Raw genomic sequence first — 13,451 nt, forward strand, 5'->3', positions numbered from 1 at the left:
TTGTCGTCGCATCGTTTCCGCCGAAACCATCACGGACGGCACACCCTAAATTTTCGACACGATGTTTTTGGCCACGATGAAAGGGGTTTTGCATGAACATGCAGCCGACACTGGTGCCGATTGCCTTGGGTGAACGCGCGCCGGATTTCTCGTTGCCCGCTCTCGACGGGTCGGGCAGCGTATCGCTCGCCGATTTTCGCGGCAGGAATTCGTTGTTTCTTGCCCTGTTCGTCGGATTGTGGTGCCCGTTCTGCCGCAGGGCGATCGCGCAGATGGCCGCAACGGCTCCCCAATTGCAGGCGCTGGGGATCGAGACGCTCGGCGTCGTCGCGACCGAACTCGAAAATGCCCGGCTCTATTTCAAGTTCAGGCCGAGCCCGCTGCGCATCGCAACCGATCCGACGCTGTCGACGCACCGGGCCTATGGTGTCCCCAAGCCGCTGCCGACACCGGAGCTGATGGCCGCCTTGGCGGAGACCCGAGTCAATCCCACCGGTGAGCTGGCGGAACCTTTGCCGGTTCGGCAAGCCGCAGAGGCGCTGGCCCAGCTCGACGGTTACATCGAGAACCAGACCGATCATGCCGATCTGGAGCGGCAATGGCCTCAGCTCAAGGGGCAATTTCTCATTGATCGCGAGGGGCTGGTGCGCTGGACCCACATCGAATGCAGCGAGGGCCTGGCGGGAATCGGGAAGTTTCCTTCCGCCCAGGAAATCGTTGCCGCGGCCGAGACGGCGCTCGGACGTGAGAAAGGCGGGTCCCACTGAGGGCCCTGCCTTCCAGCCGAACGGGCAGGGGGACGCCACGCAAGGGTGAGACGGCCTGCCACTCGCGGATGGCCGCCCTCACCGACTTGAGGCGCGTTGCCTTGCAGCCGTGCCCTCAGGCGCCGCCGCCGAGCCGGCTGAGGCCGCTCTTAGCCGCTGCGTTGCTCGAATCGATCGCCAGCGCGCGCTGGAAGCTCTCGCGTGCCTTCTGGGTGTCGTTCAAGCCGGCCTGGGCATAGCCGCGGCCCGCCCAGGAGGCGGCGTTGCGGTTGTTGATCTGCAGGGCCTGATCGAAGTCGGACAGTGCTTCCTTGTATTTCTGCAACTGCAGATAGGAGCTGCCGCGTGAATAATAGGGGGCCTCGGCGCGCGGATCGTTGGAGATCGCCGAGGTGAAATCGTCGATCGCGACTTCATGATTGGCGCTGGCCTGGCGGATCAAGCCGCGATTGTAATAGGCCTCGGCCGTCTCCGGCTTGATCTTGATGGCCTTGTCATAGTCGGCCATGGCCTGCTGGGTCTGGCCCTGCAGGCGATAGATGTTGCCGCGGCCGACATAGGCTGGCGCATAATTGGGATCGTGGGTGATCACCTGATTGTAGTCGGCGAGGGCCTGGGCCGTCTGGCCGGTCTTGCGGTAGACCAAAGCGCGGTTGGCCAGGGACTGGACGAAGTTCGGATCGATCTGCAGCGCGCGGTTGAAGTCGGAGATCGCCGGTCCGTACTGGTTGGAACGCGCATAGGCCGAGCCGCGCATGTTCCAGGCTTCGGGATCGTTGGGATTCTTTTCGATCACCGAGGAAAGTGAACCGATATCGGCCGACGAGACCTGGCGGCTGCTGGCATCGCCATCATCGCCACCGCTGCCGGTGGAGGCACAGCCGACCAGACCGAGGCCCGCAACGCCCAGCAGCAGGAGGGCGGCGATACGGGAGATGGAGGTTCTGGCTGGGGACTCTGCCGTGGTTGTCGTGGAAAATGTCATCTTGTCGGTCCGGATCCATCGAGACGAGTTACGGGAGCTGCGAGTCCTCGACCGGCAATCTGCCGCATTAACCTTGCTGGAAAGTAAAGCCTTTCCATGCATTTCGACGCATCTCACCTGGCCGGCGCACCCCCGGCGACCTCATACGCTACAAACGTGAACGCCCGGGCCAAATGGCTCGGGCGTTCGTTCAACCTATCTTCCGATCAAAAATCAGACTTACTTCTTCACAACGCGCGGCGTTGCGGGAATCAGGCCTTCGCGCTGCAGCTTCTTGCGAGCCAGCTTGCGGGCGCGGCGAACGGCCTCGGCAGCCTCGCGGGCGCGCTTCTCGGACGGCTTCTCGTAATGGCCGCGCAGCTTCATTTCACGGAAGATGCCTTCACGCTGCATCTTCTTCTTGAGCGCCTTCAGCGCCTGATCAACATTGTTATCGCGAACGAGAACCTGCACGCGTGCTGTCCTATTATCCTGGTGTGAATCGCTGCGGCGGCTTGGCAACAGGAAACCCGGTGCCAAAGCACCGCCGAATTTGGAAGCGGGGTCATATCAGAAGGTATCGCCGCTGTCCATACGGATTAGCGCGATCTCGGCGTTATCCGTGTGACATGGCCCATTTTCCGTCCCGCACGTGCCTCGCGCTTGCCATAGAGGTGCACCGAGGCGTTCGGTTCAGCGGTCAGAGCACGCCAGGCATGCACGCTGTCGCCGATCAGATTGGTCATCACGGCGTCTGAGTGGCGTTCGGTGGAACCCAGCGGCCAGCCGCAAACGGCGCGCACGTGATTCTCGAACTGGCTGACCAAGCAGGCATTCTGCGTCCAGTGCCCGGAATTGTGCACGCGCGGGGCGACTTCGTTGACGAGGACCTGACGGTCCGAGGTCACGAACATTTCGACGGCGAGCACGCCGACATAGTCGAGCGCAGCGATGATCCGGGCGGCGATTTCGCGGGCCTCGACCTCGACCAGCGCCGAAAAATGGGAAGGTACGATCGACTGATCGAGAATGTGGTCGTGATGAAGGTTCTCGGTGAGGTCGTAGGTGCGCACGGCGCCGTCGTCGGCCCGGACTGCGATGACCGAGACTTCCGTCTCGAAAGGGACGAAGGCCTCCAGAATCGCGGGCTGGCCACCCATGCGGGCCAGTGCCTCCGAGAGGTCGTTGCCCGGCCGGATGATGGTCTGCCCCTTGCCGTCATAGCCGAAGCGCCGGGTCTTGAGCACGCTGGGGCGGCCCAGGGCGGCAACGGCGGAGGCGAGGTCGGCATGGCTGTCGACGGCCCGGAATTCGGCGGTGCCGATGCCGAGCGAGCGCACGAAGTTCTTTTCCGTCAGGCGGTCCGCGGTGGTTTCCAGGGCGCGCACGGCCGGCAGGACGGGGCGCGCCGCGGAAAGGATCGCCGCCGTGGCGGCCGGGATGTTCTCGAACTCATAGGTGATGGCATCGACGCTTTCGGCAAAGGCTGCAAGCGCCGCCTCGTCCTCATAGGCGGCACATGTGAAGCGCTCGGCGACCTGGAAGGCCGGGCTGGTATCGTCGGGGCAATAGATGTGACAGCGTATGCCGAGCTGTCCGGCCGCCAGGGCCAGCATGCGGCCGAGCTGGCCGCCGCCGAGAATGCCGAGCGTTCCTCCCGGTCCGACGCGCGGTGTTTGGATACCCTGGCTCATGCCTTCACCGTGTCGTCGGAAACGGGATGATGGGCAACCGCTTCGGTCTGGGCGGCGCGCCAGCGCTCGAGCCGCGTCGCCAGGGCCTCGTCGTGGAGGGCGAGCACGGCGGCGGCGAGCAAAGCGGCGTTGACGGCGCCCGCACGTCCGATCGCCAAGGTGCCCACCGGTATGCCGGCCGGCATCTGCACGATGGAATGCAGGCTGTCCACGCCTGAAAGCGCCTTGGATTCAACCGGAACGCCGAAGACGGGGAGCGGGGTGAGGGCCGCAGCCATGCCGGGCAGATGGGCCGCGCCGCCAGCGCCAGCGATCACCAGCTTGAAGCCCTTCGCCTTTGCCGATTTGGCGAAGTCGTAGAGGCGGTCGGGCGTGCGGTGTGCCGAGACGATGCGGGCTTCATAACCGATGCCGAGCGTATCCAGGGTCTGCGCAGCGTGGCGCATCGTGGCCCAATCGGACTGACTTCCCATGATGATGGCGACAGGCACGGCCTGCCCCGCCGCGGTGCTGGATGGCATCGGGACTCCCTTCGGCAAAAGGGGTGTCTAGAGCAAGATGCCGGTTTTGGGAAGGCAGCGTGTTCTTCTCCGCCTGACTTGCGCGCCACTGGCGGGGACGAGCCTCCGGGCAAGGTTATTTTGCGGGAAGGACGCGCATGCTCTCCGCCACGGACTTTTGCGATACGAATAGGTGGATGATTTCAAAGGGAGTTCGGGCGCCACAAAAATCACGACTTTCGCGAGAAACGCGGCCAAAGCAAAAACCAGAGCCCGCCAGCTACAACACTCCCTATGGCTTGCCCTATCAGCGTGGCCGTCCAGCTCTGTGCGGGATGCCACGCTGATTGAATGCCCAACATCAAGATCGTCCAGACTACGATAAAGAACAACGTCGATCCAAGGCGCGTTGAAACCAGCTTTGCGAACGTACACTTCTTGCTCATGATGCGCTCCCAGTTTCAATCCGGTCCTACGTCGCAAAACTTCCGCATTCTGTAGTGAATTTAGTACCTGATTTCTGCACCGTCGTCGAAATCAGGAATTTCCCCGCATGGCATATCGCAGCTGGGAGGATTGCAGCCATGGGTTGCTCAAACCTGGGCCAGCAATATCTCGGCCAGGGCCTCGGGCTTCAGCCGCGCGACATTGTGCCCGCAATCGAAGGCATGGGTCGCCCAATCCGGCTCGCTGCTCAGGCGCCGGTAAAGGTCAAGGAACGGACTCCCTTCCCATCCAAACGCGCCGATGAAGGTCTTGCGCGGCACTTCACGCCAACGCCCGCTGAGATTGATCGATTGGAGAAACGTTCCGATTGGATGTGGCCGGCATCGAGGATCCAGATGGGAGGGCGGCGTGCAGGTCAGTCCGTCAGCCGCCGCGCCAGCGATGAAGACATCTCGAAAACGAGGAGTCGTCAGCGACCAGACAGAGTCGCCGGACTCAGGCACATAGGCGTCCACATAGACCAGCGCCCGGATTTGGGATGACGCTGCATCGGCTGCGCCGCTTACGACCATTCCGCCGTAGGATTGTCCAACCAGGACCACATCGTCGCCATGCGATTTCACGGCACGAACGGCCTCACCTATGTGAGTTTCGAGATTGGCCGCTGGGGCCGGAGCGTCGCCGAGCCCCGAAAGGGTGATCGGCAGGGCCTTGTGCCCGTGCGTGGTCAGTAGATCGGCCACCTTTTGGTAGACCCAGCCGCCCTGCCAGCCACCGGGTATCAGGATAAAGGTGGCCATCTCATGCACCCCCGACTTTGACGCCTGCGGAGCTTCGCCATCTCTTTCGGCGAAATCAAGACCGCGGTGTCGGCTGGCTGCGCCGAATTGAAGTGAGGTGACCGGGCTGGGTCTGAGCTGCAAAGTATCGACAGCAGCCGTTCATTTGTCACTTTGATCCCGGCGGATGCGGAGCTTTCGTATCCGACTTGTGCGACAAGCGGGCACGGCTTCCGGGGGGCGGTGCCCCCGGATCACCAGAGCATGATATCTCAGATCATCCAGCGCTATACGAACGGATGGTACTGATAAAGCCAGGTCTCGCTCAGCACCTTGTCGCCGAGCTTGAGATAGCAGCGCAGTTCCACCGGCTCCGGCCCCGTGGCGTGCAGGTCGAACTGGGCGCGCCAATGGCCGTTGATGCCGTCGGGCACTGCTTCGGTGAAGACGTAAGAGAGCTCGCCGCGCGAGGCGGTGATGATCGGCTCGGGTTTGACGCCGTAGGGCAGGTCCTTGAGCGGGTCGCCGAGAAACTCGATCACGAATTTGCGCAAGCCGACCGGTCGCTGCGTGCCGGGATGGCCGCCATTGCCCAGCCGCGTCGCCACCACGCGGGCGAGATTGGTGGGGAAGGGCTCGTCCGCCGACCAGTGCAGACGATATTTCAGCGTGAATTGCTGGCCGGCCTTGACCGGATCCTTCGGCACCCACATCGCCACGACGTTGTCGTGGATCTCGTCATTGGTGGGGATTTCGATGAGCTGGACGGTGCCTTCGCCGAACGGCGCCAGGGGCTCCACCCACAGCGAGGGCCGCAGATCATATTTGACGCCGTCGAGATAGTGATCGAACAGGCGGTCGCGCTGCAGCAGGCCGAAGCCGCGCGGGTTGGTATCGGTGAAGGCCGAGGTGGTGGTGGCCGGCACATTGTTGAGCGGGCGCCAGATATGCTCGCCGCCGCCCGTCCACATGGCCAGGCCGTCGGAATCATGCACTTCCGGGCGCCAGTCGACTGCGGTCTGCTTGGCCGTCTCGGAGAACCAGTACATCGAGGTCAGCGGGGTCAGGCCGAAACGGCTGATATCGTTGCGCGTGAAGACCTGCGCCTCGATATCCATCAGCACGGCCTTGGCGCGCGTCATCAGGAAGGAGAAGGCGCCGGCGACGGACGGACCGTCCAAGAGGGCATAGACCTTGATCTGGTCGGCTGAGCCGGGAACGGCTTCCAGCCAGAACTCCTTGAAATCGGGGAATTCTTCCTGATGGGGCGGGTTAGGATCGGCTGCGTTGACGGCAAGGCCGCGGGCCGACAGGCCATATTGATAGAGCTCACCGATGGCGCGGAAATAGGAGGCGCCGAGGAAGGCGACCCAGTCGTTCTTTTTCCAGTCGACCGGCCCGTTGCGGGGCTCCTGGAAGCGGAAACCGGCAAAGCCGACGCCGTCGGGCATGGCCTGCGCCGGGCTGTCCGTCGGCATGTCGAAGGAAGCCTTGCGGTAGATGATCTCGCTGGCGTTCTTGCCTTCGACCACGTTGATGGTGACCTTCTTCTGGAAGAAGGTGCCGAGATGGAAGAAGGTGACCGGGAAGGGCGCTGGGCCATCGGCCCACAGAGCGTCCTCGGTCTTGAACTTGATCTTGCCGAGTTCCTCATAAGTCAGCTTGGAGGTGATGTCGGGCGCTGGTTTCTCGGTCGGAACATAGGCCTCCGTCGCCAGCTTCTTGGCACGCTCGACCAGACCCTCGAAGGAAAAAGGCGCAGGCGGACCGAAAGTCAGCGCGCCCTCGTCGGCGAATGCTGCGGTCGGAAGGCCCAGTGCCATCAGAGTCGAGAGACTTACGGCTCCCTGGAGGAAAAGCCGTCGGTCGAAAGCGTCGTTCATCAACAAGTTCCTAACTTCTACTGCGCCCGCAAGCTAAACAGGGATTATCGCCTGTCAATGCCGTGGCGCTTCAAACCGCGTCGATTTCGTGACAATAGATTAATTTGAGCGAGAATTTTGCGCAAAAAAGCTCAAAAGAACCCAATAATCTTCCAAAATCTGAGAAATGCCCAATTCATCCCAGGCCTATGCTCCCGCCGCCTTCTATAGACGCGACGTTCTCACCGTTGCCAGAGATCTGATCGGCATGACCCTCTTGGTCGATGGCGTCGGCGGCGTCATCGTCGAGACCGAGGCCTATGACCGTGACGATCCGGCCTCTCACACCTATCGCGGGCCGACGCCGCGCAACGCCGTGATGTTCGGCCCGCCAGGCCATATCTACATCTATCTGTCCTACGGCATGCATTGGTGCGCCAATATCGTATCCGGAGAGCCCGGCCGCGCCAGTGCGGTGCTGCTGCGAGCCCTGGAACCGACTGCGGGACTCGATCGCATGGCGCAGAGGCGGGGGCTCGCCAATCCGGCCCTGTTCTGCTCTGGACCCGGGCGGCTTTGCCAGGCCTTGGGGCTGACCGGCGGTCAGAACGGGCTGGCGATGACCCAGCTCCCCTTCGAGCTCCTGCGGCGAGCCCATGAGCCACCCATCGCCGCCGGCCCCCGCATCGGTATCAGCAAGGCAATCGAACGGCCTTGGCGCTTCGGCTGGAGCGGCTCGAAATTCCTCAGCAAGAAGTTCTGATATCCCAAGCACAAACGAAAACGGGCCCCCGGAGGGGCCCGCCAAGGACGTGTCGCGATCGCCTGTCCGGCTCGGCTCGAGGCCCTTATTTGCCGCCGAAAGTGTCGCAGATCTTGGAATTGGCCGTGCCCGTGCAGTGCTCGGTGGGTGAACCCGCGGCAGGCACGATGCGGATGATGCGATCCTCGCCGACCAGTGCGGTCTCGCCAGGCTTCACCAGCTTGCAATAGCGGATGGGGCGCCGTGGCGGGCAGATGAAGGTCTTGCCCTCATAGAGGGTGATGGCGCTGGTGGGGCTGCGGGAATCGACCTGGAATTTGGTGCCGCGCACGCCAATCGAGGCCTGCGGAGCGTGAATCTTGTAGGCGCTCTTGGCCGAATCGCCAGTGGCGAAGCGGAAGGCTCCCTTGGCGAATTGCAGCACGACGGACTTAGCCTTGCCATTGCCGGCATAGACGAAGCTGTCGAGCGTGACCGACGACTTGGAGCCGAGCATCAGATGGGTATTGTCGAGAAAACGCAGTTCGATAACGCCGCTTGGGCCTGTGACGATCTTCTCGCCCTGATGCACGCTGGACCCGATTTCCAGGCGTCCGGACATCGAACCATGTACGGCCGGCGTCAAGCCGACGACGTCGCCGATGACTTCAGGTCCCTGCTTCGTCGGAGCGGTCTGGGCGGCGGCCGTCTGTGTAGAGAAGGCAGCAAGCAGGATGAACAGCACCGGTGCCAGGCGCGGGAAACGTAGTGTCATGACAAATATCGAACCGTTACTCGAAGGTGGGATCAACGCGGTATCTAGCCGGTGTCATCATAGCGCTGCGGTAGCCGAAAAGTGAAGGCTTATTAAGCATGTGCAGAGCTCATCCATTGGAAACCAAGCGGCCTGTTGCGTTTTTGCATCGCAGTCTAGCGCAGTGTATCGCGTTGCGACGAGGTGGCAGCGGGTGATCTGATAGAAGTAGCTACGGAAGCGTCTGGATTAGAATTGCCAGGGTTAGCCAAATTAGGGATAGGGTTTTCTGGGATTCCATTGGGTAAATTATTCTTTATTGGTATTTCTTACGTGGAGGTATTTGAGGTGCCATGCCCCTTGCGTGGCTTGATCCCGCTTCAACCGCATGCCGGTTGCTGATCGAAATCAGGCAGGCCTTTGCGGTACTTTGTGCGCCTGGAAATTATTGCAGACCGGCATAGGGGGGGCGTCGGACATCCCTGGAGCAAAGCGCGTTTAGACAGAAACGCCTGTTTGCTCCCACTCTTTGGTTCCAAGCCAATCTAACGGATCGGCTAGAGCGTCTTTGCGATTCTTGGCGTGACCGCCAAATGGCAAAACGCTTTGGGGTAGCGGCGTCGCTCGTATGCCGTCAGCGGCTTTTCGGCACGTCGATCCCAACTTTTGCCGAAATTGCAACGCATAGCTGCTCAGCCTTTGTTGCACTGCAACATTGCGAGAATCCTGCTATGGTGCCGTCAAGTGAAAGAGAAGGCATAGATCCGTGAGCGAGACCTGGAACACGAAATTCGGCAGCCGGCGCGTCAAGCAGGCCCTTCCGACCATCGAGGAAGCCCTGGTCGCCGCCGAATGTCTCAATGATGACTTCGACCAGCAGGTCGAGATCGCCGCATCGCTGCTCGGTATCGCCGTTGAAGACGTGCGTGCCATTGCCAAGCGGTCGGTGAAGCCGACCGAGCGTCGTCTCAGCCTGCCGATTGCTAAGTCGCCCCGCGCGGCGGTCGCGCCGCGGGCCGTGGTGGTTGAATATCGTACGCCCAAGCGTCTGGTCGGCATGCGCTGACGCGCCGACCCAGACCTCATTTCCAATGAAAATCTGACGGGCGCCGCGGGAAACCGTGGCGCTTTTCGTTTGGCGCGTAGGACGATCAGCGGCGAAGCGCGTGTTCGACGCCGCATGGCCGTGCAAATCAGCCGATGTTCTGGAAATGCTTGCTTAAGCGCTTGAAAAGCTTGGCGCTCCCAACCGGACTCGAACCGGTGTTTTCGCCGTGAGAGGGCGACGTCCTAGGCCACTAGACGATGGGAGCAGCGGCAAGGAGTGCGCCTATAGCGGCAAATCAGGCCGTCGGCAAGCGGCAATCTGCACGATTGGCGCATTTGTGGTTTGAATTCTTGGCATTGCTGACATTCCCGCTTAAAGCGTCCTGCGATTTGATTGAATCGGCAGGAATCGCAAAGGCGCGTCGAAACAAAGAGTTAGGGAAAAATGACGTTTCCACTTGAACGCGTTTTGCTCTAGTAGGCGCCCATGAACAGCATCGCCAACAACTCCGAAGAGACGCTTTTCGAGGTCGCCGAAGCCGGTGAGCGCATCGACCGCTTCCTGGCTCGCCAATGCCAGGGCGCCGATAACAGGCCCGATCTGCAGCCTCTGTCACGCACGCGCATCAAGGCCCTGATCGAAGCCGGCCATGCCACGATTGATGGCCGTGCGGTGCTCGATGCCGGCCAGATCCTCAAGCCGGGGCAACGAATTGCGCTGCGGGTCCCCGAGCCGGAGCCTGCCGAGCCGCAGGGCGAGGATATTCCGCTTGCCATCGTCTATGAGGATGACGACCTCCTGGTCATCGACAAGCCGGTCGGCCTGGTCGTGCATCCCGCGGCGGGGCATGAGAGCGGCACGCTGGTGAATGCGCTCATCGCCCATTGCGGTGATTCGCTGTCGGGTGTTGGCGGCGTGAAACGGCCCGGCATCGTGCACCGCCTCGACAAGGATACGTCAGGCCTGCTCGTGGTCGCCAAGAACGACAGGGCGCATCAGGGATTGGCGGCCCAGTTCGCCGATCATGGCCGTACCGGACCGCTGGAACGGGCCTATCTCGCCTTCGTCTGGGGGGCGGCGCGCGCGCATGGCACGATCGAGACCGGCATCGACCGATCCACCCGCAATCGCGAGAAGATGGCCGTGGTGGCGCTCGGGCGCGGGCGGGAGGCGATCACCCATTATTCTCTGGTCGAGGCCCTGGGCAGCCACGGCGGCCAGCCGCTGGTCAGCCTGGTGGAATGCCGGCTGGAGACCGGCAGGACCCATCAGATCCGCGTTCACATGGCCCATCTCGGCCATCCGCTGCTGGGCGATGCCGTCTATGGCAGCGGCTTCAAGACCAAGGCGGCCCTCCTGCCGGAGGCGCCGCGCGCAGTGCTTGCCTCTCTCGGGCGACAGGCACTGCATGCCCGGCTGCTCGGTTTCGAGCACCCCGTCAGCGGCAAGCATCTGATGTTCGAAAGCCCGTTGCCGGCGGACCTCGCCGCTTTGGCCAAGGCCTTGCGCACCGGTTGAAGCCGAAGCTAAAGCGTTTTGCGATTCGACGGAGTCGCCAAGAACCGCAAAGACGCGTCGAAACAATGAGTTAGAGCAAACAAGCGTTCAGTTATGAACGCGCTTTGCTCTAGCGCTTGCGGCCGAGCCAGAAGCCACCTGCCAGAGCTGCGAGCGCCAGGGCGCCGCTGACCGTCTTCTTGTCCGGCAGGCTCTCCTCGACGACGCCCGCCGCTGTCACCAGGGTCGCGGCGAGGAGCCGGCGGCGCTTGGCTTTCCTTTCGGCGGCCTGGGCCCCAACCAGAGCCAACACCGCCAGCACTGCAAATCCACAGCCGAGCGCTGCGTCGGCCCAATAGGGGCCATAGGTTTCAGCCAGGAAACGGTGCAGGCTGATCAGCCCGATGATCGCCATCGCGACAACGCAGCAGCCTGCGAGCAAGCGCCAAAGGAGGACAGTGCCGTACTGACGCAGGACGGCGCTCAGTTCCTCCTTGGCGAGGGCACCTAAAGCAAGGAGACGAGTCACGAGCGCCCCTTGCTCCACAGGCCGAGGATCAGGCCGATGCCGGCAGCGAGCGCCACCGATTGCAGCGGCTTGCGGGTGATGTAGTCGAGCGTCGCCTTCTGCAGGTCGGATGCCTGTTCCCTAGCGGCATCCCCGATTTCGCTGGCTTTGGCGCCAGCCTCGTTCACCTTGTCGTCGAGCACCTGCCTGGCATGCCTGGCTTCCTTGGACAGGAATTTCGACCAGGAACTCTTCTCCGCGTCGACATAGGCGCTGAGCTGCTCGGTCAGGCGGGCAACTTCAGCCCTCAGAGCGTCGAGATCCTTGCTGAGGCTCTCGGAAAGATCGGCCTTGGCCTGCGCCGTGCGCTTATCGCCGTCCATACTGATGTCTCCTGTCTGGTGAACAGTGAAGGGCCGCGGCCGGTTTCCAGCATCGCGGGCTGCGATGGCGGAGGGCACTCTAGAAGAGTTAGGCCGACGGGTGGTTGGTGCAAGGTAAACAAAGCGTTACGGTAAACGCGGTACGACGGGCGGCGGTTCCCTCAGCCTGGAAATCGATTAACATCCCTTAATTTGACAATGTTACCGAGCTGTCACATTAATGCATGGCCGCCTGGGAAAAATTGCAACGTGAAAACGCCGCAATCGGGCGCATGATGAGTTGGGTGATCGGGATTGGTCCGTGCCTCAGCCGCCCGGGTGACGAATGTCCAATGGCCGGTGAGACGTCCTCGGTGAAAGCAAGTCAATAGATTTGCCGAGGGTGGCACATGCGGGGCCGCGAGATGCCGTGACCGGGAAGATCCACAAGGGTCTTCACAAGGGCCGGTATCGTCCCCATATCACGTAGGCGCCGTCTGCTTCGTAAGGAGGGATGGCGATTTGAACCGCCCTCGATGGGGGTTCAGAGGAGAGGAACATATGGCTTCTGCCGCGCTTCCCGTTTTGGCCGCCGAGAGTGGCCTGTCGCGTTATCTCGATGAAATTCGCCGCTTCCCGATGCTCCAGCCGGAGCAGGAGTACATGCTTGCCAAGCGTTGGCGCGAGCATGGCGACCGTGAGGCTGCACATCAATTGGTGACCTCGCATCTGCGGCTCGTGGCCAAGATCGCCATGGGCTATCGTGGTTATGGCTTGCCGTTGGGCGAGGTGGTTTCGGAAGGCAATATCGGCCTGATGCAGGCCGTCAAGCGTTTCGAGCCTGAAAAAGGCTTTCGCCTCGCTACTTACGCCATGTGGTGGATCCGCGCCTCGATCCAGGAATACATTCTGCGCTCCTGGTCGCTGGTGAAGATGGGTACCACCGCCAACCAGAAGAAGCTTTTCTTCAACCTGCGCAAGGCCAAGAGCCAGATTTCGGCGCTGGATGAAGGTGATCTGCGCCCCGAGCAGGTCAAGTCGATCGCCAAGTCGCTCGGCGTGCAGGAGCAGGAAGTGGTGGAGATGAACCGCCGTCTCGGCGGCGATGCTTCGCTGAATGCTCCCGTGCGCGAGGAAGGCGACGGCGAGTGGCAGGACTGGCTGGTGGACGATTCTGTCAGTCAGGAGACCCGCCTGGCCGAGACGGAGCAAAGCGAGAACCGCTCCACCGCCCTGCGCCAGGCCCTGAATGTGCTGAACGATCGCGAGCGGCGCATCTTCGAGGCACGCCGCCTTGCCGATGATCCCATCACGCTCGAAGAACTCTCCGACGAGTTCGGCGTCTCGCGCGAGCGTGTACGCCAGATCGAGGTCAGGGCCTTCGAAAAGATCCAGGCGGCAGTGCGCTCCGGCGTGGCCCGTCTGGAAGCCGCGCACGCGCCGGCCTGATACTGCTCGCGATAGCCGAAAGGGGAGCCGCCTTCGGGCGGCTTTTTCCTTAAAGCGTTTTGCGATTTGGTGGAATCG

The 13,451-nt window shown here is 62.1% G+C and carries 14 protein-coding genes and 1 tRNA gene; 5 read left to right on the forward strand and 10 right to left on the reverse strand.

Annotation, left to right across the window (positions count from 1 at the left end; genetic code table 11):
• Nucleotides 1-92: 92 nt before the first annotated feature.
• The gene (locus ACR9ZN_RS28825) at nt 93-767 is read left to right on the forward strand and encodes a redoxin domain-containing protein (RefSeq protein WP_481273802.1); all 675 of its coding nucleotides are present in this window, start codon (nt 93-95) and stop codon (nt 765-767) included.
• Between the two features lie 115 nt (nt 768-882).
• Here the strand turns inward: ACR9ZN_RS28825 and ACR9ZN_RS28830 are convergent, their stop codons facing one another.
• The 6 genes from ACR9ZN_RS28830 to ACR9ZN_RS28855 form a co-directional block, all read right to left on the reverse strand.
• Complete coding sequence (locus ACR9ZN_RS28830) at nt 883-1,752, reverse strand: tetratricopeptide repeat protein (RefSeq protein WP_434955107.1); 870 nt, start codon at nt 1,750-1,752, stop codon at nt 883-885.
• Nucleotides 1,753-1,971: 219 nt separating this feature from the next.
• On the reverse strand, nt 1,972-2,205 hold the full coding sequence (gene rpsU / locus ACR9ZN_RS28835) for a 30S ribosomal protein S21 (protein WP_068285423.1): 234 nt from the start codon (nt 2,203-2,205) through the stop codon (nt 1,972-1,974).
• Between the two features lie 125 nt (nt 2,206-2,330).
• Nucleotides 2,331-3,425 (reverse strand): 5-(carboxyamino)imidazole ribonucleotide synthase, encoded by a 1,095-nt coding sequence (locus ACR9ZN_RS28840; RefSeq protein WP_481273804.1) that lies wholly within the window; start codon nt 3,423-3,425, stop codon nt 2,331-2,333.
• Nucleotides 3,422-3,946 (reverse strand): 5-(carboxyamino)imidazole ribonucleotide mutase, encoded by a 525-nt coding sequence (gene purE, locus ACR9ZN_RS28845; RefSeq protein WP_434955109.1) that lies wholly within the window; start codon nt 3,944-3,946, stop codon nt 3,422-3,424. The genes ACR9ZN_RS28840 and purE overlap by 4 nt, the downstream gene beginning before the upstream one ends.
• Nucleotides 3,947-4,518: 572 nt before the next feature.
• Nucleotides 4,519-5,295, reverse strand: a complete 777-nt coding sequence (locus tag ACR9ZN_RS28850; protein WP_481273805.1) for an alpha/beta hydrolase — start codon at nt 5,293-5,295, stop codon at nt 4,519-4,521.
• A gap of 143 nt (nt 5,296-5,438) precedes the next feature.
• On the reverse strand, nt 5,439-7,034 hold the full coding sequence (locus tag ACR9ZN_RS28855) for an OpgD/OpgG family glucan biosynthesis protein (RefSeq protein ID WP_454812769.1): 1,596 nt from the start codon (nt 7,032-7,034) through the stop codon (nt 5,439-5,441).
• 166 nt (nt 7,035-7,200) lie between these two features.
• On the opposite strand from ACR9ZN_RS28855, the gene ACR9ZN_RS28860 reads away from it, so the two are divergent.
• Nucleotides 7,201-7,776, forward strand: coding sequence for a DNA-3-methyladenine glycosylase (locus tag ACR9ZN_RS28860; RefSeq protein ID WP_454812771.1), 576 nt, complete (start codon nt 7,201-7,203; stop codon nt 7,774-7,776).
• An 85-nt stretch (nt 7,777-7,861) separates the two neighbouring features.
• On the opposite strand, the gene ACR9ZN_RS28865 is transcribed toward ACR9ZN_RS28860, so the two are convergent.
• Nucleotides 7,862-8,530, reverse strand: coding sequence for a FecR family protein (locus ACR9ZN_RS28865; RefSeq protein ID WP_434955113.1), 669 nt, complete (start codon nt 8,528-8,530; stop codon nt 7,862-7,864).
• Between the two features lie 745 nt (nt 8,531-9,275).
• Here ACR9ZN_RS28865 and ACR9ZN_RS28870 point away from each other — a divergent pair.
• Nucleotides 9,276-9,575, forward strand: coding sequence for a hypothetical protein (locus ACR9ZN_RS28870; protein ID WP_434955114.1), 300 nt, complete (start codon nt 9,276-9,278; stop codon nt 9,573-9,575).
• A 171-nt stretch (nt 9,576-9,746) separates the two neighbouring features.
• On the opposite strand, the gene ACR9ZN_RS28875 is transcribed toward ACR9ZN_RS28870, so the two are convergent.
• Nucleotides 9,747-9,822, reverse strand: a tRNA-Glu gene (locus ACR9ZN_RS28875).
• Between the two features lie 221 nt (nt 9,823-10,043).
• Here ACR9ZN_RS28875 and ACR9ZN_RS28880 point away from each other — a divergent pair.
• Nucleotides 10,044-11,075: an RluA family pseudouridine synthase gene (locus ACR9ZN_RS28880; protein ID WP_481273806.1), complete on the forward strand. Its 1,032-nt coding sequence runs from the start codon at nt 10,044-10,046 to the stop codon at nt 11,073-11,075.
• A gap of 109 nt (nt 11,076-11,184) precedes the next feature.
• Here the strand turns inward: ACR9ZN_RS28880 and ACR9ZN_RS28885 are convergent, their stop codons facing one another.
• Together ACR9ZN_RS28885 and ACR9ZN_RS28890 are read right to left on the reverse strand one after the other, a co-directional pair.
• Complete coding sequence (locus ACR9ZN_RS28885) at nt 11,185-11,583, reverse strand: hypothetical protein (protein ID WP_434955116.1); 399 nt, start codon at nt 11,581-11,583, stop codon at nt 11,185-11,187.
• Nucleotides 11,580-11,945, reverse strand: a complete 366-nt coding sequence (locus ACR9ZN_RS28890) for an ElaB/YgaM/YqjD family protein (protein ID WP_434955117.1) — start codon at nt 11,943-11,945, stop codon at nt 11,580-11,582. The genes ACR9ZN_RS28885 and ACR9ZN_RS28890 overlap by 4 nt, the downstream gene beginning before the upstream one ends.
• Before the next feature lie 540 nt (nt 11,946-12,485).
• Between ACR9ZN_RS28890 and rpoH the strand changes: the two genes are divergently transcribed.
• Nucleotides 12,486-13,373, forward strand: coding sequence for an RNA polymerase sigma factor RpoH (gene rpoH, locus ACR9ZN_RS28895; protein WP_434955118.1), 888 nt, complete (start codon nt 12,486-12,488; stop codon nt 13,371-13,373).
• Nucleotides 13,374-13,451 lie beyond the last annotated feature (78 nt).

Source organism: Labrys sp. HAY1-8F, assembly GCF_056754975.1.

Excerpts from the sequence above, each read along its gene's own strand:
- ACR9ZN_RS28890 (WP_434955117.1), bottom strand. The coding sequence starts at position 11,945 with ATGGACGGCGATAAGCGCACGGCGCAGGCCAAGGCCGATCTTTCCGAG.
- ACR9ZN_RS28830 (WP_434955107.1), bottom strand. The coding sequence starts at position 1,752 with ATGACATTTTCCACGACAACCACGGCAGAGTCCCCAGCCAGAACCTCC.
- rpoH (WP_434955118.1), top strand. The coding sequence starts at position 12,486 with ATGGCTTCTGCCGCGCTTCCCGTTTTGGCCGCCGAGAGTGGCCTGTCG.
- ACR9ZN_RS28865 (WP_434955113.1), bottom strand. The coding sequence starts at position 8,530 with ATGACACTACGTTTCCCGCGCCTGGCACCGGTGCTGTTCATCCTGCTT.
- ACR9ZN_RS28860 (WP_454812771.1), top strand. The coding sequence starts at position 7,201 with ATGCCCAATTCATCCCAGGCCTATGCTCCCGCCGCCTTCTATAGACGC.
- ACR9ZN_RS28855 (WP_454812769.1), bottom strand. The coding sequence starts at position 7,034 with ATGAACGACGCTTTCGACCGACGGCTTTTCCTCCAGGGAGCCGTAAGT.
- ACR9ZN_RS28840 (WP_481273804.1), bottom strand. The coding sequence starts at position 3,425 with ATGAGCCAGGGTATCCAAACACCGCGCGTCGGACCGGGAGGAACGCTC.
- ACR9ZN_RS28825 (WP_481273802.1), top strand. The coding sequence starts at position 93 with ATGAACATGCAGCCGACACTGGTGCCGATTGCCTTGGGTGAACGCGCG.
- ACR9ZN_RS28880 (WP_481273806.1), top strand. The coding sequence starts at position 10,044 with ATGAACAGCATCGCCAACAACTCCGAAGAGACGCTTTTCGAGGTCGCC.
- purE (WP_434955109.1), bottom strand. The coding sequence starts at position 3,946 with ATGCCATCCAGCACCGCGGCGGGGCAGGCCGTGCCTGTCGCCATCATC.